Raw genomic sequence first — 26876 nt, forward strand, 5'->3', positions numbered from 1 at the left:
AGGGGGATGGCTTCTCAAGGCCATCCCCCTTTTTTGTCTATTTTTAAGCGTCGTCGACGGTTCGATTTATTGTTCGACTTTGCGGCGAATTTTAGCACGAGCGCGGGAGAGTGTGGGGCCAATCGTATTTTGCGGCACACCTAATCCTGAACTGATTTCACGGTAGGTGCGGCCTTCCAGGTGGAATTGCCGGACGATGTCCGCTTCGCGCGCGTCCAAACCTTCGAGCATCCTCTCGACTTCTTCTTCATCCGCGACACGTCCCGATTCGCCAGATTCGCTACGATCGACGGTTTCGGGGCTGGGCGGCGTGTGTCCCATAGCTTGGGCCATCCGACGTTGTGACATCTCGCGCACGATCACGCGCCGCGCCACCACGGTCAGATAGGTCGCCAAGGAGCTCTTACCGGCGAAGTGCCGGAGTACGGCAAAGTCCTTGGCCAACAACGTAACGAATACCTCCGCGCACAGGTCATCGATATCTTCCTGTGATACACGGACGCTACGAGAATGGGCCGTGTGCGTAATAACATGCACGAACAGTCCCATAAATCGGTCAACAAAGTCCTTCCACGCACCTGGCTCTTTTTCGAGGCAGCGGGTGAGCAGTGTGCGATCAATTTGCGTTAATGCCACGCTTTGCTCTCCACTCCAATATGGTTTTGTAAAATAACAACAAACGGCGACAACAAAGGATTCCCGGAAGATGAATCACGGTGACTCATTTCACCACCTTGCGGCCAAATTTTGAATGATTCCACTGTTAATTTTAAGAGAATCTGGCTTCAAGGCAAGACGATTCTCAGAGAACTGATCGCATGTTCATGTTTTTATCCGTTTGTTACCATCAGCAATGCACTGAATATCCCGCAGTTGCTGGAATCTCCGGGTTGTGAGTCACATTGACATCCACCTTCCCATAAGCGAGAAACCGTTCAGGACACTTACATGAAGCGAAAACCAGCTCGACAACCCCTGTGGGAACTACGCATTTTTATCAGTTGACTGTTGGATTAAGTCGGCACCCCGCCGTAAAGTCGACCACTCTTTTGGACTCGAACGACTAGTTTGCTACTAAGGCAATTCACGCAGATTGTGGATTCTTGCCAAGAACGGTAACCGCAATCTCTGATATTTGAACATAGGAATAACCATGGCAACCCATCTCCGGTCCATTTGCGTCGTTCTGGCCATTATCTCCTTTGCCGCTCCGCTTCGTGCCGACGACACGGTCCCCAAGAACTCCCGAACGCCGGTTGGCGACGCGGAACTTAGGTATTGGTTGCAGAACATGGTCTGGTACCACCGGTTTTCTACTGCGGAAATTTCGGATGCTACCGGACTGAGCGAAACGGATATCCAATCAGCACTGAAGCGACTGCGCATCTCAGCGGAGACCAAACCGCAGCGTCAGGCCGAAGCACCGCTGTTGACGTTGCCTTATCCAGGCGGGCGGCATCCGCGGATTGGATTTCTGGAGGGGGCGATTCGTCCGCAGCGCGACACAAAAATCAGCGTCTTCACCCCGTGGGACGATCACAGCTACGTGGTAGCCGACATTCCCGAAGCGATCTGGTCGAACCTGGGGCTGACCTATCTGGCGCATACACACGTGCCCACAATTTGGGAGGCGCAAGACTTGGAACTGAAACCGCTCGAATGGAACCGCCGCGACGATGGGACGTTTGATATGACACGCAAACTACCCAACGGAATTGCCTTCGGCGCCAAGATCATGCCCGGCCGTGACGGTGTAAAAATGGAACTGTGGTTGGAAAACGGAACTAAAGAAACCCTCAGTGACCTGCGCGTGCAAAACTGCGTGATGCTCAAAGCGGCTGTCGGCTTCAATGAGCAGTCCAATGACAACAAGGTCTTCTCCAAACCGTTCTGCGCTGCCCGCAATGCGGCGGGTGACCGTTGGATCATCACCGCTTGGGACCACTGCCACCGCCCCTGGGGCAACACCCGCTGCCCCTGCTTGCACTCCGACCCCAAATTCCCCAACTGCGCCCCCGGCGAAAAGCGGATGCTACACGGATGGTTGTCATTCTATGAGGGGACGGAGATCGAAACGGAATTTGAACGCTTGCGGAAGGGCGATTGCTTGCAGCTGAGTGAATGACTCTTAGTTTGCGAGTACCCTTGTTTAATGCGTGATAAATGATAGCAAAGCTCGCCCAATATTCCGGGTGTTGAATCAACTATCACGGGGGGCAATAATGAGCGTAATTCGCTGGACTGCCCGGATCATGGGGCTGTTGATTATCGCATTTGTGGTTGTGCTCGCGGTCGGCGAGGGACGCGATCTCGATGTGACCGCGCTCGGTGGCATCGAAGGCACAATGTTCCTTGCGTGGCTGATGGCATTAATTGGCATGGCGGTGCTGTGGAAATGGGAAGGAGCCGGCGGCATCCTGACGCTCAGCGGGATGGCGGCCTTCTACGTACTCAACTTCGCAGCATCAGGCCGGTTCCCAGGTGGGCCGGTCTTTCCAGCCTGCTTTTTGCCGGGGGTATTGGCGTTGATTTGCTGGTGGCGCGATCGTCGTCTGCACAATGACGAGCACTCCCGGGCCATGTAGGTCAGCGGGGGCGAATGTGACAATGCCTGCCATCATCGAGTGGTCTGCTTTCCAGGAGTCGGCGTTGAAGCGTTTGTCCCAGCAGTGATACTTACTGATTTGGATGGCCGTCATGGCTTTGACACCTGCTGTGTTCATCTCCCGCTAGGGGGCGAGACGGTCCCTTTCTCTGCCGGAGGATAAGAGGGCTTATCGTTCCTGGGATACTTGTTTTCGTCTTCGTTGTTAGATGTAAGCGTGGCCATCGGTGATCAGGCGTTATACCCCCGCAGCGACTCTTCGCTCGCTTCACCGCGGGTTTGCTTGACGATTTGTGTCATTGCTGATTCCAGGATTACCGATGGTTCGCCGACGCAGATAAAGGTGAATCCCTCGTTCGCCAATGACGGGCCGTCTCCGATCATCCACATGACTTTGCCGGCGCGCTTGGCGGCGGCGCGGATCTCGTTGCGGGCTGTGAGGAATTTGGGATTGTCCCACTGCGCGCCGACGCCCAGGTCGTGCGAAAGGTCGTAGGGGCCGATGGCGGCGCAGGTCGTCACTTCGTGGCCGACGATTGCGTCGAGGTTGTCCATACCCTTTTGACTCTCGATTTGCGGCAGGATGATGGTGTCTTGCTCGACGTCATTTTCCCAGTCGGCGGCGGTCATATCTTTGATCCAACGATTTCCCATTCCGCCCGGTCGACGGCGGCCGCGAGGAGGGACGCGGATCGCGTCGCGGACGACATCCAACTGCTCCGGCGTTTCAACCGTCGGCAACAACATGCCGCAAGCGCCCAGATCCATTGTGCGTGAGATCGTACTGAAATCAAGTTTCGGCGGACGGACCAAGACCGGAAAACTCGCCAACCGACCGAGTGCGCACATCTCCGCCACGCGTTCGGTGTTGTGACAACTGTGTTCCATGCAAACGATCATGTAATCCATACCAGCACGCAGGACATGGTCCATCAGCCCGGGCCAGAGATGATCGATCACCAGCGGCCCCGTCGTCAGTTCACCCCGGTTAACTTTCGCTTTTAATTCTTTAGCAGGTTGCATCGCGTTGATTCCGTTTTTTTAAAAGGTGACAGGCCTGAGGTAAGGCTTTAGGCTGTAGACTATAGGCCGTAGGGTTGGCAGATGATCGCTGCTTGGCAGGGCAAATAATTTTCTGGCCACCGGCCACTCGCCACTCTTACTGCCTACTGCCGCGGCCAATTCAAATGTTTCCGTAAAAATTCAAACGTCCCCACGCCGTTGATCTTGTGTGGTCCGTTAAAAAACTCAATTTCAGTTCGTTCCGGAATACCGAGTTCGACGTACAGGCGACGGACGCGGGCGTATTCTGCTGCCACCCATTCATCCGGCGCGACGCCGTCCTTGTGTCCCCGTTCGACCATAAACGGCCGCGGGGCGATCAAGCCGACCATGTCGGAATGATTGAAGGTGTGGCCGAGATTGAACTCGCCGACTTCATAGGCGCCCAGTGGGGGAAAACAGTAATTGTAATGGACCGAGACGGTTTTCGTTACCCACTCATTGAAATCTCCGGAATCAATCACACAGGCGTATTGCTCAAGGATCGCCGGCACGCGAGTGGCCGTGTTTCCGCCATAAGAAAGCCCATAAAACCCAATTCGCTGGGGATCCACAAACGGCAAGCTGCTCAACCAATCGAGCATTTGTTGGTGCTGCACGGTTGTGATGCCGAACAGCGTATTTTTGAGCGGATTGGCTTTCCGCTGCAATTGTCGAAATTCGTTGCCCCCCTTATAGAAATTGTGCGGAGCATACGTCACGAAGCCTTCGTCGGCCAATTTGGCGGCGTACGAGCAATAGATCTGGGAGTCGCGATTGTCGGGGTCGTCGGTGACAACGGATTCCGGCGTCCCTTCGAGCCCGTGCTGACAAACGACAACGGGACTTTTCTCACCCTCTTGAATGTCCTTGGGGACCAACAAATACCCCCAGCAGATCACATCGGGATAAACATCCAGCACCACTTCGTAACCGGTCCATTTCGGTTGATCATAAATCTGCCGCGTACGGGCTTTGGGGGGTAGCGTCGCCGGGGGCAATCGGCCGATCAGTTCCTCTAGCATGGCTTCACGATAGCGGGCCGTGCCTTGCTGCCATTCTTCGATCGACGATGGTTTGACTGGTTCCCAGAATTTTTCACGGACATGATGCGAGTTTGCCAACAAATGCATCGTGTGATCGATCAGTTGTTGGACTTGCCGCTGTTGTCGCGATCCCGGATCAAAGTCGCTACGGGTGTCGACTGGGAGATCGCCGGACGGCTGCAAGGGCTGGTCAATTTCCAAGGCTTTCACAAATGCCGACAGAGCGTCGTCGAAACCAAAGGGAATTGGAGCGCCGGTCTTGCCGGCAATCAGGGTGATGTTCGGGCGGATCTCCGCTTGAGCAGGAAAACGGGTCCGTACGCGAGCAACTTCAGCATCGATCGAGGCGAATGTTGGTGTCGTCAAGCGTCCCGGTGCTGCTGACTCCAAACGGCCCGGCCGCAACTTGGGTGGACCATCGACTTCCGGGGCGATGCTATGTTCAACAATCAAAGCTCGCGGCGCAATCATCCCGGCGATCTCAGCGTCCCCGAATTCCTGGAGCAGTCCGAACACGTTACGGTAAATCGGCTCTTGCCAGACATCTTGTCGCGAATCGAAATATCCGCTGACCAGGGTGGCGTCGATGCGGGGATCGAGGGCGGTCGTATAGAGGGCCAACAGCCCGCCTTCGCCGTAACCAGCGACGCCGATCGTATCGCCCGGTTTGCCTTGTCGTGAGAGCCAATCGACGAGGGCGAGGATTTTGTTCACTTCGTACCCAATGATGTGGCGGCCCATGGGGTAAGCGCTGCGGTAAATCCATTCGCGGTGTGTTTGATTGGTCATGATCACCGCCGGGTTACCCGCCCATTCGTCGTTACGATCAATCAGCACCGGCACGACCACACGAAAGCCTTGTTCGGCTAAGCGGCGGGCGAATTGTGAACGGGGTGCGATGCCGGGCGCCGAACCGATGAGCATCTCCGGTGTCTGATCGGCATCGGGGATGGCAACGACGACTCCGATTGGTTGTGCCAACGGTTCCAGCAACAAGCCTTCGCCGAACACGTTGCCGAAAGCGGGCCAGCGGACAGCGAAGACGGCATACTGGTCGGTGCGGGCGATGAGCGCGGGTTGATCGAGCGTTTCGATTAGCTCCAATGCAGCGACGGTATGAAGTTCATCGCTGGCGCCGATGTCATACGCAAAGCGGCGGCGATTCGCGGCGATTGATTTTCCGTAGGCTTCGCGCGAGGAAAAATCGGGAGCCCAGAATTTTTGACGAGAGCGGACGGTAGCGGCCGTTTCGCGGGTGAGATATTTGTCGATCCCCTCACGCATCCGCTGAGAAAGATCACCCCGCAACCGAAGCGGTTTGGTCCCAGCCAGTGGCTGACCGGTTTGGGCGTTTGCCGTAATTGTCAGGGACCATAACAGACAAAGGAACAGAGTTTTCGAGCATTTCATTGGGCAATCACCCGGCTACGGCGGACCTGGTTACTGGTTTGTCGCGCCGAGGCGCTTTTGTCATACTAAGATCCCCGTTTGTAGCGAACAAGCGCCGCGGCTCATTGGCCCGCGAAACACCAACCCGACCGAAGACGATGGAACGAGGAGAGAGCCGGATGTCCGCTGATAAAGACCTGAAAACGTATGTCCCGCAAGTCGGGCGCGTGGAGTGGATCGGCATCAGCGATGCGCGGATGGCAGCGATTCAACCCCAGGACGAAGTCGAGATCGTCGTCGGTCATGGCATCGTGGGCGAGCATCATGCTCAAGGGGACAATTCTAAACGGCAGGTGACGTTGATTCAGCACGAGCATTTGCCATTCATCAGCTCCATCTTGGGCCGCGACCCGATCGACCCCGGGCTATTGCGACGAAATATTGTCGTGTCGGGCATCAACCTGATCGCGATCAAGGATCGCAAGTTCAGCATCGGCGACGTCGTGCTAGAGGGAACCGGCCCCTGCGCCCCTTGTTCGCGGATGGAATACAATCTGGGCGACGGCGGATACGCAGCCATGCGGGGACATGGTGGCATTTGCACGATCGTGCACGAAGCAGGCACGGTGCGTGTGGGGGATGCGGTTCGTGTGCTGGAGGATTAGTGGCCGGTGGCGAGTGGCCGGTGGCCAGAAAAGATTGCGTTGACCCTGCCCAACGGCGCACGTGCGCCAACACTACCGTCTACGGACTTCAGCCTATGGCGTAATGAGCCGCACTGCGCGCAACCGCTCGCGGTTTGTGTGAGGTGTGTGGCTGAGTGAGAGGGACGTTTGATTCTTAGGCGAGGCGATTTTATGACGGCTGGGAGTGAGAATGGTGCGGCGACAAATGGTGCGGGTTTGAAGTTGCATCGGAGGGAGGACGCTGCCGCTACCGATGCTCATCCGCCCGATGCTTGGCGGGGCGACGGGACGATTTTCTGTAGCTTATTGGAGCGGATGGGGCGCGACGTGGAGCCTTGGGCTCTGACGGCGGCGATCGAGGCCTTGGATGCGCTGGTCATGCAACTCTTCGCCGATTGCCGCACCGACGAGGTTTCCCCTGAGGCAGCGACTTGGGAACGCGTGGTGCTGTTGGCGACGTTGTTGGGGTATCGCGAGGTGCTGTCGGCGCTGGCGGGGCGGTCTGAGGCGATCGCGACGCGGTTGGTGCGGCGGCCTGAGGTGTGATTGGGGGAAACGGCTGATCGCGCGGGAATTTGCGTGAATTGTGAGTGATCAATGGCTATAATTTGAGGTGCAATCCACATTTCGCGAATCCGCGCTGCCTTAGCTCTCAACTTTGCATTGCTATTTTCCATGCAAACATTCTGCCCATCGGCGCGATACGAATGGTGGACATTTTAGATTCCTTTATGCGGCCAACGTTCAATGACCGACACTGAACACGTTGTTGCGGCAAGCGTCGTCGCTGTTTTTGGCTTGCTGATTTTTGCTTGGGCAAATTGGTGGCCGACTAAGAGCAAGCGAGATAAGATATCCACCGCACCGAGTTATTCGCAATACCACAACTCTGTAACGTACGATTTTTTCGTCGGCCACGACCTTGCCACTTTTATGTCGTCAGTTGACGATGGATTGTTTGACTTTCTCCACGTTGATGAGACGGACAGTGATGGCACACTTGCCGGGCATGTCATCGTGGTTGTTACCGTTGAGAATTGGGTTGGCCGCCCGGAATTCGTGACGCAGTTCAGGATGCTTCAGGGTGTTTCCGTCAAAAACTCGTGGCATCCAGCCGGGGGGCGACTCTGGGGCGAAGCAATGGGGTTGTTCGTCTTGCCTGGAGTTGTGACAGCGGCTTCAACGGAGATTATAACTTAGGGCTGTAAAACGACGCATTGATTGCAATTATAATCCTGGATGCCTACGCTCTTACTAATGCTTGCGCCGCCAAATTACGACAACTTGATGCCGGAAATCGTCGACGCCCTCACACTGCACTATCGCAAGTGGGTAGCCGAACACAGCGGTGAAAAGATTTATGCGTACGTCATTTACCCGGTTCCGCTTATTGCAGCCATCGGGATTTCGGTTTTGACCGAACAGGGTTTGAAACAGGTCGCTAGGGAATACAAAACCAAACACGGATATGAGCAATCGCTTGAACAGCTCGCGATCGATCTCCGTTGGTCCGTAGCCGCCACGCCGTATTGTGGAGATTACCTAGAAATCTTCGATTCCGTGAACGAGCGACTTGAGGGAATGCTCTCATACGTCGACTCGCTTGAGATCAACGACCCAGCATTCGACACACACTACGAAACGCTAGAGTCAACACTTGTGAGGGCACTGAATTATTTTCGGCTTGAGGTTCTGGGCGGGGCAACGCGGCCAATCTTGTACGTAGACTTTGGTGATATGAGCGACGAGGACCGTCTCCGGTTCATTAAGCTGTGTAACACGCCGGAAATGGTGAATTGGTATCTCGCGACAAATAAAAAGGCAAGCTAACGTGAGGTTTCCCAATAGACTTTTCGCGGCAGGACAAAGTCTAGCAGTCGGTCCTCCTGAGGACGGGGTCATGGCCGCCACGAACAAACTCCCACGGCTGCGCCGCCCCGAAAGAATCTTTCGGGGTCACCCTGCCCACATCGGCGTTGCATAGCCGGACGAATCCCGCGATGTTATCAGCCGCTTCAACTTATAATCACTGCAGTAGCAGACCGTTTTCATGGAATCTCTTTCGCACCGTCTGCGAGGAGCCCGCATGTTTCCAAGGCAAATTGTGGCTCTCGGTTCCAGTTCAATTCATGGAAGAGGTGACTTTGAACTCGGTGGGTTTATTCACCGCTTTCGACTATGGCATGAAGCTCAAAGTCCAAAAAACTTTGTCTATCAACTGGGCATTTTTGGCGAAAGCACCGAAAGTCTCATTGCGCGTCTCCCTACTGAAGCTGGAATTCGTCGCCCGCATCTTCTCATTCTCTATCCCGGATTTAATGACATCCGACGCGAGGGGGCTGAGTCCTCTGAGAATTCTGTCTCGCTTGAAGAGTTTAGAAATTCCATGGCGGCCTTGGTCGAATGCTCGCTGAAAATATCCCCAACCTTGATGCTGACGGGATTCCCATTTGAGGAAGAGAAAACGACACCTTATTTGGGCTCCGATTGGTATTATCTTCGAGCGGATGCAGCGCGCTACACGGATGTTTTGCGGCAAGTCTGCGAGGAGAGGTCGTGTCCAATTCTCGACTATTTTAAGAATTGGGATTCAGAGAAGCTGAGCAACCTGCTGGCTGATGATGGACTGCACTGTAATCCGAAAGGGCATGAAAAACTCTATCGAGAACTTCGAGATTTTTTGGAAAACAAGTTCAATCGAGATGGGTAGCTCAGAAATCCCCTGAGGCGGTCCGGGAATTCTAAGGTGTCGAGGCCAGCTAGCGAGGTTGTGGCGTCGCTGGGAAAAAACTGCCCCAAACTTGTTCAACCATCGGATTAGTAGCACGACAGCATGGCGACCGCTGCCTCGTTGGTGAGTGTCTTGTTGATTTCGAGTCAATGCAGGCCAACGAGCAACACCTTCAAGCTGTGTGTCGTATTCGGTGAAGAGATTTCTTCATTCAGCACAACCCCTCACATCTCTTGCTTAGGAAAGTCTTCCATGTCGACGACAATCGCTCGTATCCCAAAAGCCTGTCTGGTCAAACGCCGCACCAAGTTTGGCCGAGTATTTACGCTGAGTTTTGCTGGGCTGCTGTTGGGTTTGGGAAGTGCGGTGGCCTATTCCGCTGAGACGGGAAGCTATTCTCGGGTCCTTCCTGAAATCAAATGGGACACGACGCTGAATAAGTTTCAATTTGATGCGGACAAATTTATTGGCCAACGCCTCACAGTAAAGTGTCCACCGGCGGCGGTGGATCAAAGTTTTGCAGGTGTCTACGGCACGGATTTTTATCCGAGTGACACCTCCATTTGTATTGCTGCACTGCATGCCGGAAAAATTACCAAAGAGGGTGGAACGGTAACGATCCAGCTCAACCCGGGTAAACCCAAATATGTGGGCAGCAAACGCAATGGCGTCGAGACGGCCGGCTTGCCTGAGACTCGCCGCAGCATGTCATTTGTTGAGGGCCCCGGTTCGGACGAGACCAACAAAATTCACCTGGCGCACATTCCTCGCATCGATTGGGACACCAAGTTCACCCGGAGTGGATTCGCCTACCGACGGTTGGTCGGCCAACGCTTCTCGTTTCGGTGCCCGCCTGCCCCGAGCAACTTGCGTCCAAGAATCGTCTACGGGACAGATACCTATGACTTCTCCAGCATGATCTGCCGAGCAGCACTGCATGCGGGCAAAATTACGACGCAAGGAGGAATCGTGACAGTCGAGATTGGTCCCGGCGTGCCGAAGTTTGTGGGCAGCATTCGCAATGGGATTGAAACCAAGAGCAAAGCCGGGAGCGATCGTTCGCTCACCTTTGTCGATCACGCTGAAACGAAGAAGAGTGACCAGACTGCGAACAAGTAGACTGTGGGCTATTTGATTTCACATTGGAAAATCTGTGTTTTATCCGTGACTAAAGAAAAACGGCTGCGCTGCACAACGGGCTGGGGGGGACTAGCCATTGGGAATGCGGAAGATGTGGATGGACTGGTCCTTGTCGGCGCAGCACTTTTTCTGTTTTTTCTTCTTTTTATCCGAGACCATCACGAGGCGGTCATCGCAAAGCCACGATACCCCTTCGACGTTGCCGTAGCATTTTTTGGGAAACCGATAGGTGGTACCCGTTCCTTTGACAAACCCGCTGAACGTTTCATTAATTTCCCCGAGCCATAATCGTTTCGACTTTTGTGAAACCACGGCGACACGGTTTCCGCGTCGGGCGATGGCGGCGAAGTCTTTGAATTTTGCGCTGGCTGGCAAATTGATTGCACGGGGCTTGGCCCATGAGCCGTCGCTGGCTTTCGGGAACAGGTACAAACGGCCGCGGCCTTTGTTGCCGTCTTGGCCCAACGTGTCTTCCCACAGCCCGACGAGGTATTCGGCATCGCCGCGGCGGATGTGCTCAACGCCCTCGAAGCCTTTGTTCTTTTTCTTAAATGCCGGTTCGAGTTGTGAGCAACGATGAAACATGAAGTCCCCATCATACTCCGAAACGAGTCCACGAAAACCGCCATGCGACTTGTCTTCGAGGGCCTCGACAATGAGGTAAAAGCGATCACTCAGCGGGTCATAGGTGATGTCCTCGAATCCGGTCCCCACGTTGAGGAGATGAATCAGCTTGTTTGATTTTGATGATTTCAACTTCAGGTCAACCCGGCCGACCTTGTTGAAGTTGTCGAAAACGACGTAACAGGTGGACTCGTCCGCGACGTAGACGCCACTCGCCTCAAGCTTTTTCTTCTTACTGTTCGGCAAGAGCTTGTGTAGTTTTTTCTCACGAATCAGCTCGAGTTTTTTGCTCATGTTCGCCCCCTGCTCTTTGTTGCAGACTTGCTGGGATTCGCCCCATCCAATTTGCGCGCGGTGCTGCCACTCTTCTATAGCATGTGGAGCAACGCAATTCCCACAAAAAAACGAGCGAGACGCACTCTGCCGTCGGAACGGCTCGGCGCAGCGGTAGAGGCGGAGAGAATGGTAGGCAGCAAGATCGCGCACTCAAAACATACGTGAGTGCGCGGCTACGGATCGACTCTTAATCAAACGCCGGCTAGTTGTTGGTGGGGGTTTGGATTGCGGAACGAGCGTTGCTGCCCGTTTCGACCGCTTCCATTTTGACCTCGAGTCGAGAGGTGCGTCGAAACTGTTCGACATCCTCGAGTTGGTCTTTTTCGTCGCGTTCGACGGTCACCGACCATTGGGCGACACCAAAGGGGACCTCGGTGCTCAGGGCCACGTCAGCGACATTTTTTGTGCGGCTGGTTTCCGTTTCCGAGAGTTTGATGCCTTCGTAAAGTCGCGCCGGAACAGTCCCCAGTTTGACGTCGATCGGTTCCGGTTCCTTGGTCTTGGCTTTGAAGTCGCGATAGTGGTCGATCAACGAAATCATCGGATAGACCGCTAGAACCTTCTCTGTCACTTTTTTGACCGGTCGGTCGCCAGATTTGCGATAGCCTTCCAGGATCGGCAGAAATGTAACCGGGATGTCATCTTCGTCCGTGATCTTCCCGATCACCGATTGTTCGGGGATCAGAACTTTATAGAGGATCGTACCAAAACGTCCGGTATCCACACCTTCAGCTGAGGAACGGCCGGTCTCAACTTTCAGTTCGATCCAACGACAGGGAACTTCCTTGCCTTGGTATTCGCGGGTTTCGGTACCGACGGAGCTAATCGTCAGCCAGCGCTTGCATTCGATCGTTAAGTCCTCGTCGTCGTCCGGCCGGGCTTCGACGTTTTTGAAATCGCCTTCATAACGGACCCAGGTTCCGTCTTCTTCGGGCAGATTCCAAATCAGACCTTGTGCGGATGCCGTTTGAGGTGCGGACAGCACTGACGCACCCAATATCGCTATAAAAGCCCAAACAAAACGACGATTCATCGAATTCTTCTCCGCGGGAATGTCTTGGGAGTTTCCTCACCTGCCCGCGTGATGTCGTCGCGCGGGATCAATTCAACCTGACCGCAATAGGACCTTGCCGGGCAGGTATTTCCAGTCTCGCACACCGGGTCGCTGCTGGCAAGTGATTTCCGCCGCACATCTGCGGCGATTTTTAACAGGTGTTTACTGCTGCACAATTCTGCGTAACCGGTCCACGCTTCTTGACCGCTACAATCCCGCGACTTAGACTTAAGTATCTGCCTTAAGTCGTTTCAAAACCTTCTGTCGCATTCTGCCGGCCCTGTTCTGCAAATCTCTGAAACAAGCGCAACCGGTTTTCGAAACGGGTTTTACGTATTTTAAAAAGATCGCTCGCTAAACCCATCCTGTCGGATTGGTTTGAGCATTTTCCCGTCCGGATGCAGCCGCCTGTCGGAAATTTACGTTTTCGTCATCGGCCCGCTGGGCTTCCCGAATTTGTTGGAGGAACCTCGCATGCGTCGCATGCCCGCCACAATCGCTCTCGTCGTCTCCGCCTTGTTTTGCACCTACGTTGCCGCAGCGGATGAAAAAAAGTCCGCCGAAGCAACCGCTACCAAGTCTGTAGAGAAGCCGGCGAAAAAACCCGAAAAGAAACCGGTCATCACTTGGGCGCATCTGGACATCACCGGCAGCTACCCCGAAGGGGCGCAAGCTCCGCCGTTGTTCAGCAAGAAATCAGATAGTTTGGCCACCATTATTGAGCGGCTGGATAAGGCGGCCGATGACCGCAAGGTCACCGGCGTGATTCTCAATATCAGCGGCCCCACGATTGGGCGCGCGAAGTTGAATGAACTGCGGCAGGCAATTGGCAATATTCGCGCCAAAGGCAAACCGGTCTATGCCTGGGTCGATCAAGGCAGCAGTGGCGAATACCAGATTGCGACCGCCTGCGATCAAATCTACATGCCTGAATCAGCGACATTGATGCTCACCGGTTTGCGGGCTGAGATCAGTTTTTACAAAAATCTATTTGACAAGGCGGGCATTCAACCCGAAATGTTGCGGGTTGGTGCGTTCAAATCCGCGGCGGAGCCGTATACGCGGACCGAGATGAGTCCGGAGTTTCGTCAGGAAATGAACGAAATCATCGGCAACTTTTATGAGCAGATGATTTCGATGATCGCCGAGGCGCGCAAGTTAGATCCCAAAGCCGTGGAGGCAGCCATCGATACCGCTCCGCTGTCAGCTGCCGAAGCGCATCAACTGGGGTTGATTGACCACGTGGCTTATGAAGATCAATTGATTGACGCGGTTGAACAGTTGAACCCGGAAGCTGACGTGAAATTGTCGAAGCGGTACGGCAAGAAAAAAATGAATCTCGATTTTTCGTTATTCGGGTTTCAACAAACCATGAATCAATTGATGGGCATCGACACCAAACGCTCCAGTAAACGGCCCAAGATCGCCGTGATCTATGCGACTGGGGCGATTACATCCGGGCGCAGCGGATCCAGCATGTTCGGCGGCCAATCGCTCGGATCGGAAACATTGATCAAGGCGATTCGTGAAGTCCGCGAAGATGAGACCGTTAAGGCGGTCGTGCTGCGTGTTGATAGTCCCGGCGGCAGCGCGCTGGCTAGCGACTTGATGTGGCGCGAGCTGGAACTGCTGGAAGTTCCCTTCTACGTCAGCATGGGCGATACGGCAGCCAGCGGTGGGTATTACATTGCCATGGGAGCCGATCGGATCTTTGCCGAGCCGGGCACGCTCACCGGTTCGATCGGGGTGGTCGGGGGCAAATTGGCGATTGGCGGGTTGTTCAATAAGGTCGGTGTCACCACCAGCGTCATCAGTCGCGGTAAGAATGCCGGCGTGTTCAGCACGACCGACGGTTTCACCGAATCCGAGCGGGCAGCGATGGTGAAGTTGCTCAATACGGTTTATGAGCAGTTCACCGGCAAAGCCGCAAAGGGTCGCGGGATGGATTTGGCGCGGCTTAAAGAATTGGCTGGCGGCCGCGTGTATACCGGAACCCAAGCCTTGAAGGTGGGACTCGTCGACGAACTCGGCACCTTGGCCGATACGATTACCGCTGTGAAAGTCAAAGCAGGGTTTGACGCCGACAAAAACTTGGAACTCAAAGTGCTGCCCAAGGCTCCCAACCCGTTGGAAGCATTTCTGGGGCCAATGGATGCCGATGCACGGAGCAGCGCCGCCCAAACAGCCCTGCTCCGCCGAACGCTGGATGGCATCGCCCCGGAACTCACACGGCAACTTCAAGGTTTAGAACTCTTGAGGATGTTCGGCAATCAACGCGTGTTGGTGTTGATGCCGTTCAACCTGCATTTGAATTAATGCATCGTCAACTGTAAGAACGAGGGTGCCACTGGCTCTGCCAGTGTTTTACAAGTATCACACATTTTAGAATTCGCACTGGCAAAGCCAGTGGCACCCCACCCCAATTATCAAATCGTGACTGACTACTAGCATGTCCAAGCAGGACGATTCGTACCATGGCGTTACGGATTTGATGTTAGGGTTTCACATAGTTTTTCAGCCCCATGAAGGGACGCGCCCGATGGCTGCCTTTTGCAAACGGATGTTGCTTGTTGTCTGCGTGCTTGCCGGACTTGTTGATGGATATGGCCGCTCGGCGCGTGCCGAGGAGGATCAGACCGCGAAATCCGACCTCGCTCAATACTATGGTTTTCGGCCGCTCGAAATTTATAAACTCAACAAGCGCTCCCGCAACTTGCTGCCGGCCGATTTGAATCACGATGGTCGGACTGATCTGATTATTGTGGACAATGGCAACAGCCGGCTTGATCTGCTGTTGCAACGTGATGGCGAACAGGTGGCCGAACAGCCAGCGCCTGGTGAAAGTCTTGCGAATTTCATTGGCAGTGACGGCCGCTTGCAACACAACAAGGTCACCTTGGACAAAGCGGTTTCTGCGTTGACAACCGGCGATTTCAATGGTGACGGTCGAACCGATCTCGCCTATTTCGGCGGCGCAGACCAGTTAATTGTCCGTTATCAAGGCGAAGACGGGAACTGGCAGTCGATGCGGCGGCTGCGTCTACCCGAAGTCACCCCCGCCAGTTGGAACACAGCTGCCGGCGACCTGAACGGCGACGGTAAAGACGATATTGCTGTCTTGGGGCAAAAAGAGACCTACCTGATTTATCAACAACCAGACGGCAAGTTGGGTGCACCGCAAACGGTGATGAATACTTCGGCCAAATTGGGACTGGTCCGCATCACCGACCTGGATGGGGATGGCCGCGCTGACTTGAGCTATCAATCGCAGGAGGGAGACGAGCGGCCGTTTTGTGTTCGTTTTCAAGACCAGCAAGGCCACTTGGGGCCTGAGTATCGCTTCGAGATCGAGATGCCTCGTGCGTCGACGCTGTACAATCTCGATGGCAAACCGGGCGACGAAATTCTGACGATTGAAAATCGTACGGGACGTGTGAAAGTCCATCGCGTCGTCCGCTCCCAGCCACAGGAAGGCGATTTAACGGGGCAAATGATTTATTACGGATTCGGATCGGGCGGTTCCAGTCGCCATACCGATATGGGAATCGGCGACGTGAATGGCGACGGACTGAAAGATGTGGTTGTCACCGATCCAGGCAGCGCGCAAATCGTGGTCTTTCGCCAACATCCCAAGACCGGCCTCGATCAAGGTCAAACCTTTCCGAGCCTGACCGATGCCCAACAAGTCCGCGTCGGCAATTTGGACAACGACCCCAAGGGGGACGAAGTTGTTGTGCTCAGCGTTAAGGAAAAGGCGATCGGTTATAGCCGGATGGCGCACGGCCGACTTTCGTTTCCGATTGTGTTGCCGCTGGAAGACGAGCCGTTGGCGATTGAATTGGCCGACCTCAACGGCAATGGACGCGAGGAGTTAGTCTGTATTTCCCGCAACGGCAGATCGAAATATCGCCTGCATGCCATGTCACTGGAAGAAGACGATCAGTGGTCGCCGCAGTCCTGGGGCCAAAGCGATCTAGCTGACATCGAGTTGACCTTTAAAAGCCAACCGAAACAGTTGATGAAGCTCGATGCCAACGGCGATGGGCGGATCGACTTTCTGGTCTTCGCCGGTTCCGAACCGGAATTGCTGCTGACCAACGAGAAGGGCGTTCCTGAACTGCTGAAAAACCGCCGCGGTCTGGGGCTCGGGAAAGTCGCCGCGGGTGCGGTATTTGCCAGTACCGGCCAGGATCCGACCCTGCTGGTGGCGCAACAAAATTTTGCCCGCCAAATGAAGATTAACGGCGAACAGCAATGGCAGGTTGTGGACCAGTACAATGCGGCAGAAAGCAGCGCCAAAATCGTGGGAGCCGCTCCCATCAATCTTGATGACACTCCCGGTGACGAAGTCGTACTGGTTGATACAGGCGTTAAGAAATTGCGATTACTTAACAAGGTCGACAACCTATTTCGCCCCTGGCGCGAAGTGGAGATCGGCGATTTTCGTTATCTCTCCACACATGTCGCCGACCTCAACGGCGATGGACGCGATGACCTGCTGCTATTCGGCAGCGGCCGGTTCGGCGTGCTGTACGCCGGGCAGACCGATCCACAGTTGAAGGAGGTTGCTAGTTTTGAGACCGAGTTGGACAAGGCGCGTTTCGCGGATCTGATTGCCGGCGACCTCAACGGCGACGGATTTGCCGACATCGCCTGCCTCGACACGAAGTCGCAATTGGTGGAGGTGCTCGATTTTGCTCCCGAGACGGGATTGCGACACGCATTTTACTTCAAAGTCTTTGAAGAAAAGAGTCTCAATGCCTCGGAGCAGACCGGCACCAATCCCCGTGAAGCAGCGATTGCCGATGTCACCGGTGATGGTCTCAACGACCTGATCTTGCTGTCGCACGACCGCGTGCTAGTGTATCCGCAAGACCCCGGTAAGTAAGCGTTTCGCCGTTCGGGTGCCACTGTCGGCTTGTCCGACAGTGCGCACGTCAGTGGTCGTACCTGAGCGTGCAAGTTGAGACCGAAACCAGCGGACGCGTCGACGCTGATGCCCGATTCGCGGCACCGAGCAACCGTTACGGGAAACTATTCCACCGTCACAGTGCGGTAGCATTCCTGCATCATCCAGCGGTCGATATCACGGACAACATCGTGGTGCGTGGGCTTTGCCGATTCGTACATTCGCGAGCAGATGGTCATCCCTGCGGTATGCAGCAATGTGCCCAATCCGCGGGTTTGTGACGGCTCAGCGGTCTCGCCGCTTTGTTCGCTCGCCAAGAGAATTCGTTTGCCTTGCATCTGGCGATAATTGGCCAGCGGTTTGTCCATGGTCGGCATGCCTCCGCCGAGACACGCCACGCCAGCGAACCATTCCGGATGCCGCAGCGCGATTCGAATCGCGGCTGTCGCTCCGTCGCCGCAGCCACCGATGAAGACCCGTTCCGAATGAATGTTGTACATCCGTCGCAATCGGCCGACCTGTTCGTGCAGTTCGTTTTCGACAGCGATCACATCATCGATGAGATGCGACCAGCGATAACCATCCTGATCCGTCCGGGCTTGAAGCGGACCGCGTAGCGACATTCCAAAATAGTTGCGGTTGCTGATCTCCGGCATGATGCGGAGCAGGTCCCGTTCGGTGCCCCCTTCATCGTGCAGCCAGATTAAGAGCGGATAGGCATAGTTGGATTCGTAGTATTCCGGGACGTACGTCGCCGCGGGGGATTCGATAGTATCGACATCGATGTCAAACCGCCGCCTGAGCGCAGCGGAATAGCTCGTCGGGATCAGATCCGTAGCCGCCAAAGCGTCGAGGCCCTCTCCGCCGACTTGTGCGGCGTTGTGAGAAAATCGAGTATTCATCGCGTCGTACTCCTATACTGGGCGGCCAAATTCGGCCTGGGTTCGTCTCGTTGGTTCTGTGTCAAGCGATGATCAAGTTCAACAGCAGCGACTTCCGCTAAGGGAAAGTTTTTGCCGGGACAGGCTGTCGCTTTGACTTCGCTGTGAGGAATCACCTTGTCGGCAGAGATGCCGTATTCACTTTTTAATGTGGCCACCAGTCGGATGACGGAATCCATTTGCGCTGATGAGGGGGATGTTTCTTCAAAATTACCGATCAACACGATTCCGATGCCGTGTTGGTTGTAGTCCCTTTTTCCGGCATGGGCACCGTGCATTTGTTCCCGCCAGCGAAACGTGGGTTCGATGACTCCATCTCCCATGCCGTCGCCGTTGCCGATCACAAAGTGGTACCCAATTCCTTCCCAACCTTTTCCCAAATGTTGTTCATGGATTTGTTCCACACTCCCCGCATGCGATGCAGTGTGGTGCAATACAATGTAATTCCATTCTCGCGGAGGACCGTCTGGCTTCCAGGGGTTGTTTCCCGATGGCAGGGAGACAGGCCGAGTCGGCAGTTGCACGGACGTGGTGGGAATGTTCCCCCGTATCCGGGCGACCGAGGGGACAGTCGGAATTTGCCGCGGTGCGGTGACCACATCCGGCGGCAACGACGCATGATGCCGCGTGCAACTGGAAAGGGTACTTCCCAGCAGCACGAACACCGTTGCTCGCAGTATCCGTCTCGACGTTGCCCGCAAAATCTTCTCCCCGTCTATGATAACGGGTATGGCGACAATGGTCCCGCCAACAGGCAACAGATCCGCCCGGTCGGCCTCAGGGCGTGGAATGTATTGGGCATTGCAGAACGTGTCAACGGCGGACATTGTCGACACGCTTCACAGGGTCAACACAAATACGATTGTCGCAAGTCGTTATGTTAAAACGATCTGTGTGTAACGGTGTTGAGGCGGATTTGGCAATTGCCCGCCAGCCGCAAACCCGACGCAAAGCCCCCATTGCCCGCATGCTTCGTGTTCGGCGCGATATCCGCCCGTTTTTCGCCCAGCGAGATTTTCGCTCAATTTCGAAGCTGGCTCCTAGGGGACATTTCCTGTGCAATAGACCAACTGCCGACAAAAACCAGCCCTCCAGCCTGTTCCCTCACACCTCGCACCTCTCCCCGCTGTGCGTTGGTTGCCGCAATGTTGGGAAGTCGCTAAAACCGAATCTTCGCTTTGCGCTCGACGCTGCTGTCCGCGTCAGAGGCACGAATACAGCGAAAATTCATAACAAACACCAGGATTCCCTGCACGGGAATCTCTTCAATGACAAGATTGGCTGCATAGGAGCATCCTCATGGCAACCCCCATCCGTATTGCTGTCACCGGCGCTGCCGGGCAAATTGGCTATAGCCTCGTGTTTCGCATCGCCTCGGGCGAAGTTTTTGGACCGGACCAACCGGTGATCATGCATCTCATTGAAATCCCCCCAGCGATGGGCGCATTGGATGGTATTGAGATGGAACTGGACGATTGTGCCTATCCCACACTTGCTGGTGTCGTCAAAGCCAGCAGCGACGATCTGGAAGCTGGCTTCGCCGATTGCAACTTTGTCGTCTGCGTCGGTAGCATTCCCCGCAAAGCAGGCATGGAACGGGGCGACCTGATTCGGATCAACGGACCGATCTTCACCAGCACGGGCAAAGCGATTCAAGCGGCCGCGGCCAAAGACGTTCGAGTTCTCGTTGTGGGCAATCCCTGTAACACCAATTGCCTGATCGCCATGAGCAATGCCCCTGATGTGCCGAGCGATCGTTGGTTTGCCATGACCCGGTTGGATGAAAACCGTGCAGTGGCTCAATTGGCCCAAAAATCGGGACAACCAGTCGCCGCCATCACCGGCATGGCGATTTGGGGCAATCACAGCGCGACCCAATTCCCGGACTTCTTCAACACAAAAATCGGCGGCAAGTCGGCTGTTGATGTGATCGGCGACGATGCGTGGCTGAAGGAAGAATTCATTGCCACCGTGCAACAGCGCGGTGCCGCCGTTATTAAAGCCCGCGGCGCATCGAGTGCCGCCTCGGCAGCCAATGCGGCTCTCGGCACGCTGAAAAGCATCGTCAACCCCACCTCGGCAGGTACTGTGTTCAGCGCCGCCATTTGTAGCGATGGCAGCTACGGCATCGACGAAGGTCTGATCACCAGTTTTCCGCTGACCACCGACGGCAGCAAATGGAGTGTCGTGCAGGGCTTGGAGCACAACGAATTCGCCCAGGCCAAAATTGACGCGACCGTCGCTGAACTGCAAAGCGAACGGGACACGGTCAAGGACTTGTTGGCCTAAACAAGGCTTAAGGGGACAGGCCTGCGAAAGAGGTGTGCAACCTCTTTCGCAAAGGGCCGTTCTTGTTGATGAATTGGGAAAATGATGGCTGACGAATCGGTTTGGATTATTGATGCGGATAAAGACACCTTTGAAGAGGATGTCATTCTGCGTTCGCAGAACATGCCGGTGATCGTTGATTTTTGGGCCACTTGGTGCGCGCCGTGTAAACAACTGTTGCCGATTTTGGAAAAGCTGGCGGTCGAGTACGACGGCAAGTTCCTGCTCGTCAAAGTCAATATCGACCTGCAACAAGAACTGGCGATGGCCTTTGGCGTGCAATCGGTGCCGCACGTCTTTGCCGTCGTCAATGGGCAGGCGGTCGATCAGTTTACGGGGTTGCTGCCGGAAGAACAGATCCGGCAATGGCTCGATTCTTTGATGCCCTCGCCGGCACAGACGTTGTTGTCCGAAGGCCGCGCGCTGCAGGAATCAGATCCGGCAGCGGCCGAAACGAAGTTTCGTGAAGCTGTGGCGCTGGAACCAAATAACGATGCGGCCAAAGTCGACCTGACCTGCGCACTGTTCGCTCAAGAAAAAGATGCGGAATGCTCGGCGATGATTGCCGAGTTGGAAAATCGCGGCTATTTGGAAGATGAGGTCGAAAAAGTCAAAGCGGAGTTGGAATTTCGAGCTGTCGCGGCCGATGCCGGCGGCGCGGAAGAAATTCGCCAAAAAGCCGACGCGGACCCGGACAACCTGGAATTGCAATTGGAACTCGCCGACGCCCTCGCAGCGGCACACCAATTTCCCGAAGCGCTCGACATCTGTCTGTCGATCATCACCCGCGATGCCAGCAAACTCCGCAATAAGGCGCGCGAAACGATGGTGAATATCTTTCATCTCGTCGGCGACAATTCTGAAGTCGCCAACGAATACCGCCGCAAATTGGCCTCGGCGCTGTATTAACGCGATCGAAAATTCTGGGACATGGGTGATGCTCCAGCCGACATCGTCAACGCAATCGTGATCGCACGCGGACTCGCCAGTTGTTCGTGCGGTGCTGCCACCGTAGAATACAGGAACGAGCGATTCCCGTTCCCCCAAAAGAGACCCGATCATGCAAGATGTGTTGCGGCAATTGCAGGAAGACATTCTGAATCGGCGGCCGGTCGCCTATACCGCGCTGGTGGAGACTCGCGGCTCGACTCCGCAAAAGGCCGGGGCACGGATGTTAGTTTATCCCGACGGTTCACAGGCGGGCACGTTGGGGGGTGGGTGCGTTGAAGCTGAAGTCAAACGCCGCGCGTTGCGTCTATTGGATGAGGGCAACGTTGAGCTGATGACGTTTCAACTCGACGACAACTACGGTTGGGATGACGGGTTGATCTGCGGCGGCCGCATGAAGATGCTGGTCGATCCGATCCGCCCGGATGAAGACGTCGATTACTTCCGGATCCTCGACGAGTCACTCGTCGCAGGCACACCCTGCACCGAAGCGGTGATTATTAATGCGGAAAGTGCCGGTGGAGGATGCGAAGGGGACCGGTTTCTGGTGGATGCCGATGGCAACAGTCTTGCTTGTCGCGGCAGCGTGACATCCCCCCCGGCGGGACTCAATGAGCACCTCAAGCCGATCCTGGAACGTCCACGGGCCTATGTGGCCGGAGGCGTCTCGTTTCTGCCATTTCTGCAACGCTGCTGGTTGTTGGTCGTTGGAGGCGGGCATGTGGGGCAGCGGGTGGCGGAATTAGCGGCGGACGTCGACTTCGATGTTTGGGTCGTGGATGACCGTGAAGAGTATTGCAACCTCGATCGCTTTCCGCGTGCCAAACGCCTGATCGTCGGCGACATCGACACAGCACTGAGCGGATTGGAAATTGATCCCCGCACGTTTTGTGTGATTGTCACCCGTGGGCACAATCACGATGAAGAGGCGCTGTATCATTTGGCGGAAACCCCGGCGAGCTACGTGGGCATGATCGGCAGTCGGCGAAAAATCAAATTGATCTTCGACGACCTGTTGGCTGAAGGAATTTCGCGCGAAGCACTGCTGCGCGTCCATGCTCCGCTGGGCTTCGACATCGGTTCGCAAACCGTTCCAGAGATCGCCATTAGTATCGTGGCGGAATTGATTGCCCATCGCAATCTGGGCGAATCCCCTTCTAAATTCCGCACCAACAACGTGCTGGAAAATGCTGAGTAGCCTGCGCTAAAAAAGGCCTCACGCTAAGGCGCAAAAAGGTCGCGGGGGATCGACCAATTTGTGAATGATAGCTGTGTGGCGAGATTGCCGTTTTTGTACTCTCTTTATTTGCAGCGCGTTGGACCTAAGCTACGGGAACCGATGCATCGCCCAATGACTTTGCGAATCTCTTTGCGCCATAGCGGCTTTGCGTGAGACTTTCTTTCAACCAACGGTAGATTGGAATTCCCGCGTTGCGAGCAGCCCGCGCACAATTGAGCGGCGCGGCTAGATCTCTTCCGGTTTGCGATTCGGCTTGAAGCGATCTTTGGGGTTGGGCTTGTTGCCATAGCCGGAATTGTTTGGATCGTATTCGCCGACGAATTCTACGTTGGCTCCTTCGGCGGGGATGCGGTCTTCCATGCCGAGCGCCCAGAGCATGCCATTGATTGATAGCTTTCGCGCCGATTCATCTTTGAAGTCGAACGGATGCGCAGCTGTGGAAAAGAAGACGCGGCCGCGGACGCCGTTGTTGCCTTCATAGGTTTTTGTCCAGGCAACGGGGTTGGTGAGGGGATAACGATCTGTCTTGCCCGCTTTTTCATGTCCCGAAATCAATGCCCGGCCGATCATCAACGGCTGAGCGTCGCCGCGCAATTTATCGCCGCCCCCTTGAACGTGGTACAACCAGGAGTAGGCTTGAAACGGCTTGACGCCGCGGAGAATCGGGTGCTGTTTCTCCCCGGGGGCGATTGTGATGTTGGTTAAAAATTGGTGGCCGTCACCGAAATGCCCGTGGTGCGTGATCCAATTTTGGCCCAGCAGTTGGGCGATCTTTTCACCGCGCCAACCCCACTCGCTATGCTTTTTATTGTTGTCAAACTTGAAGGCATGCGTGGCTGTGCGAAAACCGACGATCGGTTTTCCGGTTTTGACGTAATTTAAAAAGTGGTTGAACTGTTCATCGGGCAAGTCACGGAACCGTGTGAACAGCACCATCAGGTCGGCATCGTCCAACGCTTCGATGCCCGTAATCGACCTGAGGTTATCGGGATCGATCGTGCCGTCCTCGGCCAGGGAATAACAAACGGTGACCTTGAAACCGTAATCCCGTTTAAGAATCTTAGCCAACATGGGCATCGATTCTTCGCTGCGATATTCCTCATCGCCCGTAATAAACACGATGTGCGGAACCTTTTCCTCGGCCGCTTGAGTCGCGATGGTCATTGAGGCTGCGAACAATCCGGTCAGGGTGAACAGTAAAAGGGCTTTCATGCGGGGAATTCCTTCAGCGATCAAACGAATCGAGTGCGACGATGTCTCTACGATCATAACGGTCGGAGGGTTGTCATCGAAAGCGATCAAGAAAAACCCGTGCTATTCTCGTTACCCGCCCAATTCCGACCGTAGCCGCTCCATGTTGTCTTCCAGCCGCTGTAGTTCCTCGCGGAGAGAACTGATTTCCACAGCGAATTCCTGGTTTTGCGTACGGAGTTCACCAATGACGGCTTCCAGCGCGTCGACACGACCGTCGCTGGCGGCAGCAGGGGCCGGGGAAGGTGTACCAGCGGCGCGCGGGCTGGACGGTTCGTCTGCGACGTCTGCTGAAGCGGTGGGGAGCGACATGCCTTCTTTGGCGGCGTATAAATTGTGGTCCACTTCCACGCCGCGACGTTCCAAAGATCCGCTGGCTTGCAAGAGGTTCAGTCCTTGCAATCCGGCCAATTCTTCGCGGAGTTGATCCAAGGAATCAATCGACACCATGCGACTGCTGCGCGAGCGGAGTTCACCGAGCGATTGGCGTCCGCGGAGTAGCAATTCGGTCAAGATCGCCAATTGCGGTTCGGAGAGCGAGAAACGTTTGCGCATCCAGTGTCGATACCGCGGCGCGCGGCCGCCATCGGTGTGGATGACCGTGACCAAACCCATTTCGCGCAGTTCGTCCAACGCTTCTTCGACGTCGTCTTCGTTGTAACTGGAGACGGGGGCACGGTTGCTTTTTTGGTTGCAACCGTTGGTCGCCGCTTTAAGAGTGAGTGGATAATATTCCGGCGTGGTAAACGCCTTTTCCACAAGCACGCCAAGCACACGGCGTTGTCGCCGGGACAGTTCCGAAACCGGCGGGTGTTCCTGATCCTCGAATGAGTCCATAGCGGTCTCCGACTCTTGTGAATTCAACGGTTGTGGTGATTGGTTCGTGTTTTGGACAAAGCGCAACTCGAAATGAGCCTCGCGCCCGGATATTGCAATTGATTCAAAAGCCGTCGGCAAACATGCCGCTTGTGGCCAGGCGCAACCGAAGTACAGACAGTCGAAAGCAAACGCTGACCGGGTGGCCACGACTTAGCGCTCGGAACGGATGACTACTTACTACGCACGATCATCTCGAAATCGGGGTCATGCCGCAAGGTATCAAAATCAGGCTCGTCTTCGATGAGTTTTCGCAGGTCCTGATCCATGCGCAAGGCGCGGCCCAGCCAAGAAAGGGCGTTGGTTTTATCGCCGGCGAGCGACCAGTAACAGGCCATGTTGTAGAGCACGATGGGCTCCTGCGGAGCGACATGATACGCCTGCTCCATCGCCGAGATGGCCTCGTTCAAGCGGTCGATGCGTTTGTAGCACCACGCCAATGCTAAGAGCACTTCGACGCGCTCCGGTTTTTCAGCCAAGGCGTGCAAGAAATACGGCAACGCCTGGTCGTACTGTTGGCGATCGCGATACGCCATGCCGTGCAAATACTGAACGGAGAAGCGGGATCGATACTGTTCGTCGATTTTCGCCAATTCCTCCAGCGCTTTTTCGGGCATTTCGAGTTCCAGATATCCTTCCACTTTGGATAAGATTCTGCGAAAGCGCGAGCTGGCAGCCATGTTATCGATCTCACCGATCAGTGCCACAAAACGATTTCAGACGTTGTGACAAATATGGAATAGCAATATTCAATCGCCGGAAGGCGAAAACGCAAGTGGGTGTTGAATGCCACTCTACTGGGTGGCCGTAAATTAATAGTGACCTTCAAATAGCATTCAGTTTCCAGAGTCGTGTTGAACCGAGACGAACCGGTCCGTCATAACGGCGGTGGTTCCTGATCCTCGATCGCGGAGGGATCCAGGCGTTCTCGCTCGTCAATTTCGATGGAATCATGTGCTTCTTCTGCTAACGGGATCGGCTCGATCTCGGGAGGCGGCTGATTCGTGGTGGCTGCCGGCACATAGGTCTGTACGGGGGCATTGGAACCATAGTCTCCTCGATCGCCGCTGCGTTGATGTCTGAATTCCTGTCTCAATTCCTTGCTGCCAACGCTGATGATTAAAAAGTCGGCGAATGTCCGTAGCCGTGGATAGCGGGTTGAGTCCCGATGCTTATCGCACTTCCATTGCTTGATCTTCACATTGACGGTCGCATGTCGGCCGTAGCCAATCGCGAAACCGAGAATGATTCCGATCGGAAAAAACCAATTCCAAACCAACATCCACAACACAAATCCGGAAAGCGTCCCGACCACGACACTCCAAAAAGGAGCGGTCAGGTTTTCGACCTGATAACTTTCCGTCAAAGGCGCCCCTTCGCCCGGCGTGCCGCAGACGACGCACATTTTGGGGAGTCGGACTTTCCACGTATCGTCGTCGAATTCGGCATTGAGGTATTGTTCCTCGCTGGAAACGCGAATTTCGCGGGTGACAAATCGTTCCGGACGCAAATCACGGGCGTATTCGGTGAAATGCTGCCAAAAATTCTGTCGGCGTTCCCAGTAATAGGCGCAGACGATCCTCGACTTTCGCCAGATCCAACTGAGGACAACGGCGGCGACTTTGACCGCTACGCTCCACAGGGTTCCGGCGAATGCCGCGAATTTGTTTGTTTCGGGTTCCGTACGTTCCGATGTCAATAGATTGCCCTCTCGGCAAGGTCCGTTTGCTT

The 26876-nt window shown here is 55.1% G+C and carries 25 protein-coding genes; 13 read left to right on the forward strand and 12 right to left on the reverse strand.

Annotation, left to right across the window (positions count from 1 at the left end; all coding sequences use genetic code 11):
• Nucleotides 1-66: 66 nt before the first annotated feature.
• On the reverse strand, nucleotides 67-636 hold the full coding sequence (locus tag CA54_RS01980) for a sigma-70 family RNA polymerase sigma factor (protein ID WP_146369195.1): 570 nt from the start codon (nucleotides 634-636) through the stop codon (nucleotides 67-69).
• A 517-nt stretch (nucleotides 637-1153) separates the two neighbouring features.
• Between CA54_RS01980 and CA54_RS01985 the strand changes: the two genes are divergently transcribed.
• The gene (locus tag CA54_RS01985) at nucleotides 1154-2125 is read left to right on the forward strand and encodes a hypothetical protein (protein ID WP_146369196.1); all 972 of its coding nucleotides are present in this window, start codon (nucleotides 1154-1156) and stop codon (nucleotides 2123-2125) included.
• A gap of 97 nt (nucleotides 2126-2222) precedes the next feature.
• A complete protein-coding gene (locus CA54_RS01990) occupies nucleotides 2223-2585 on the forward strand; it encodes a DUF7670 domain-containing protein (RefSeq protein ID WP_146369197.1) in 363 nt (120 codons plus the stop codon).
• A gap of 251 nt (nucleotides 2586-2836) precedes the next feature.
• On the opposite strand, the gene CA54_RS01995 is transcribed toward CA54_RS01990, so the two are convergent.
• Both CA54_RS01995 and CA54_RS02000 read right to left on the reverse strand, forming a co-directional pair.
• Nucleotides 2837-3628, reverse strand: a complete 792-nt coding sequence (locus CA54_RS01995) for an aldolase/citrate lyase family protein (RefSeq protein ID WP_146369198.1) — start codon at nucleotides 3626-3628, stop codon at nucleotides 2837-2839.
• A 143-nt stretch (nucleotides 3629-3771) separates the two neighbouring features.
• The gene (locus tag CA54_RS02000) at nucleotides 3772-6102 is read right to left on the reverse strand and encodes a dienelactone hydrolase family protein (protein ID WP_146369199.1); all 2331 of its coding nucleotides are present in this window, start codon (nucleotides 6100-6102) and stop codon (nucleotides 3772-3774) included.
• 158 nt (nucleotides 6103-6260) lie between these two features.
• Between CA54_RS02000 and CA54_RS02005 the strand changes: the two genes are divergently transcribed.
• From CA54_RS02005 to CA54_RS02030, 6 genes are all read left to right on the forward strand, one after another.
• Complete coding sequence (locus tag CA54_RS02005; RefSeq protein WP_146369200.1) at nucleotides 6261-6746, forward strand: MOSC domain-containing protein; 486 nt, start codon at nucleotides 6261-6263, stop codon at nucleotides 6744-6746.
• Between the two features lie 192 nt (nucleotides 6747-6938).
• Nucleotides 6939-7313 carry a hypothetical protein gene (locus CA54_RS02010; RefSeq protein ID WP_146369201.1) on the forward strand — a complete coding sequence of 125 codons (375 nt, stop codon included), beginning with the start codon at nucleotides 6939-6941 and terminating at the stop codon, nucleotides 7311-7313.
• Between the two features lie 201 nt (nucleotides 7314-7514).
• Nucleotides 7515-7967 carry a hypothetical protein gene (locus CA54_RS02015; RefSeq protein WP_146369202.1) on the forward strand — a complete coding sequence of 151 codons (453 nt, stop codon included), beginning with the start codon at nucleotides 7515-7517 and terminating at the stop codon, nucleotides 7965-7967.
• 39 nt (nucleotides 7968-8006) lie between these two features.
• Nucleotides 8007-8597, forward strand: a complete 591-nt coding sequence (locus CA54_RS02020) for a DUF4303 domain-containing protein (RefSeq protein WP_146369203.1) — start codon at nucleotides 8007-8009, stop codon at nucleotides 8595-8597.
• A gap of 256 nt (nucleotides 8598-8853) precedes the next feature.
• Nucleotides 8854-9477, forward strand: coding sequence for an SGNH/GDSL hydrolase family protein (locus CA54_RS02025; RefSeq protein ID WP_197532129.1), 624 nt, complete (start codon nucleotides 8854-8856; stop codon nucleotides 9475-9477).
• A gap of 273 nt (nucleotides 9478-9750) precedes the next feature.
• Nucleotides 9751-10617, forward strand: a complete 867-nt coding sequence (locus tag CA54_RS02030; RefSeq protein WP_197532130.1) for an LCCL domain-containing protein — start codon at nucleotides 9751-9753, stop codon at nucleotides 10615-10617.
• A 90-nt stretch (nucleotides 10618-10707) separates the two neighbouring features.
• Here CA54_RS02030 and CA54_RS02035 read toward each other — a convergent pair whose 3' ends face one another.
• Together CA54_RS02035 and CA54_RS02040 are read right to left on the reverse strand one after the other, a co-directional pair.
• Nucleotides 10708-11556, reverse strand: a complete 849-nt coding sequence (locus CA54_RS02035) for a hypothetical protein (RefSeq protein WP_146369206.1) — start codon at nucleotides 11554-11556, stop codon at nucleotides 10708-10710.
• A gap of 244 nt (nucleotides 11557-11800) precedes the next feature.
• On the reverse strand, nucleotides 11801-12631 hold the full coding sequence (locus CA54_RS02040; RefSeq protein WP_146369207.1) for a hypothetical protein: 831 nt from the start codon (nucleotides 12629-12631) through the stop codon (nucleotides 11801-11803).
• A 495-nt stretch (nucleotides 12632-13126) separates the two neighbouring features.
• Between CA54_RS02040 and sppA the strand changes: the two genes are divergently transcribed.
• Nucleotides 13127-14968, forward strand: a complete 1842-nt coding sequence (sppA, locus tag CA54_RS02045; RefSeq protein WP_146369208.1) for a signal peptide peptidase SppA — start codon at nucleotides 13127-13129, stop codon at nucleotides 14966-14968.
• Between the two features lie 178 nt (nucleotides 14969-15146).
• Here the strand turns inward: sppA and CA54_RS30130 are convergent, their stop codons facing one another.
• Nucleotides 15147-15536: a hypothetical protein gene (locus tag CA54_RS30130; RefSeq protein ID WP_390815404.1), complete on the reverse strand. Its 390-nt coding sequence runs from the start codon at nucleotides 15534-15536 to the stop codon at nucleotides 15147-15149.
• On the opposite strand from CA54_RS30130, the gene CA54_RS02050 reads away from it, so the two are divergent.
• Complete coding sequence (locus CA54_RS02050; RefSeq protein WP_390815406.1) at nucleotides 15528-17540, forward strand: FG-GAP repeat domain-containing protein; 2013 nt, start codon at nucleotides 15528-15530, stop codon at nucleotides 17538-17540. The genes CA54_RS30130 and CA54_RS02050 overlap by 9 nt on opposite strands.
• 146 nt (nucleotides 17541-17686) lie before the next feature.
• Here the strand turns inward: CA54_RS02050 and CA54_RS02055 are convergent, their stop codons facing one another.
• Both CA54_RS02055 and CA54_RS02060 read right to left on the reverse strand, forming a co-directional pair.
• Complete coding sequence (locus CA54_RS02055; RefSeq protein ID WP_146369210.1) at nucleotides 17687-18463, reverse strand: alpha/beta hydrolase; 777 nt, start codon at nucleotides 18461-18463, stop codon at nucleotides 17687-17689.
• The gene (locus tag CA54_RS02060) at nucleotides 18460-19329 is read right to left on the reverse strand and encodes a peptidoglycan recognition protein family protein (RefSeq protein WP_146369211.1); all 870 of its coding nucleotides are present in this window, start codon (nucleotides 19327-19329) and stop codon (nucleotides 18460-18462) included. The genes CA54_RS02055 and CA54_RS02060 overlap by 4 nt, the downstream gene beginning before the upstream one ends.
• Before the next feature lie 472 nt (nucleotides 19330-19801).
• On the opposite strand from CA54_RS02060, the gene CA54_RS02065 reads away from it, so the two are divergent.
• The 3 genes from CA54_RS02065 to CA54_RS02075 all read left to right on the forward strand — a co-directional run bounded on the left by CA54_RS02065 (nucleotide 19802) and on the right by CA54_RS02075 (nucleotide 22976).
• The gene (locus CA54_RS02065) at nucleotides 19802-20791 is read left to right on the forward strand and encodes a malate dehydrogenase (protein WP_146369212.1); all 990 of its coding nucleotides are present in this window, start codon (nucleotides 19802-19804) and stop codon (nucleotides 20789-20791) included.
• Between the two features lie 81 nt (nucleotides 20792-20872).
• The gene (trxA, locus tag CA54_RS02070) at nucleotides 20873-21739 is read left to right on the forward strand and encodes a thioredoxin (protein WP_231962936.1); all 867 of its coding nucleotides are present in this window, start codon (nucleotides 20873-20875) and stop codon (nucleotides 21737-21739) included.
• A 151-nt stretch (nucleotides 21740-21890) separates the two neighbouring features.
• Nucleotides 21891-22976, forward strand: a complete 1086-nt coding sequence (locus tag CA54_RS02075; RefSeq protein WP_146369213.1) for an XdhC family protein — start codon at nucleotides 21891-21893, stop codon at nucleotides 22974-22976.
• A 267-nt stretch (nucleotides 22977-23243) separates the two neighbouring features.
• Here the strand turns inward: CA54_RS02075 and CA54_RS02080 are convergent, their stop codons facing one another.
• The 4 genes from CA54_RS02080 to CA54_RS02095 all read right to left on the reverse strand — a co-directional run bounded on the left by CA54_RS02080 (nucleotide 23244) and on the right by CA54_RS02095 (nucleotide 26844).
• Nucleotides 23244-24230 carry a ThuA domain-containing protein gene (locus tag CA54_RS02080; RefSeq protein WP_146369214.1) on the reverse strand — a complete coding sequence of 329 codons (987 nt, stop codon included), beginning with the start codon at nucleotides 24228-24230 and terminating at the stop codon, nucleotides 23244-23246.
• Nucleotides 24231-24341: 111 nt separating this feature from the next.
• On the reverse strand, nucleotides 24342-25106 hold the full coding sequence (locus CA54_RS02085; protein WP_146369215.1) for a YceH family protein: 765 nt from the start codon (nucleotides 25104-25106) through the stop codon (nucleotides 24342-24344).
• Nucleotides 25107-25318: 212 nt separating this feature from the next.
• Nucleotides 25319-25825: a TPR end-of-group domain-containing protein gene (locus tag CA54_RS02090; RefSeq protein WP_146369216.1), complete on the reverse strand. Its 507-nt coding sequence runs from the start codon at nucleotides 25823-25825 to the stop codon at nucleotides 25319-25321.
• A gap of 197 nt (nucleotides 25826-26022) precedes the next feature.
• A complete protein-coding gene (locus tag CA54_RS02095) occupies nucleotides 26023-26844 on the reverse strand; it encodes a hypothetical protein (protein ID WP_146369217.1) in 822 nt (273 codons plus the stop codon).
• Between the last annotated feature and the right edge of the window lie 32 nt (nucleotides 26845-26876).

It is taken from the genome of Symmachiella macrocystis, from assembly GCF_007860075.1.
Lineage (GTDB): Bacteria > Planctomycetota > Planctomycetia > Planctomycetales > Planctomycetaceae > Symmachiella > Symmachiella macrocystis.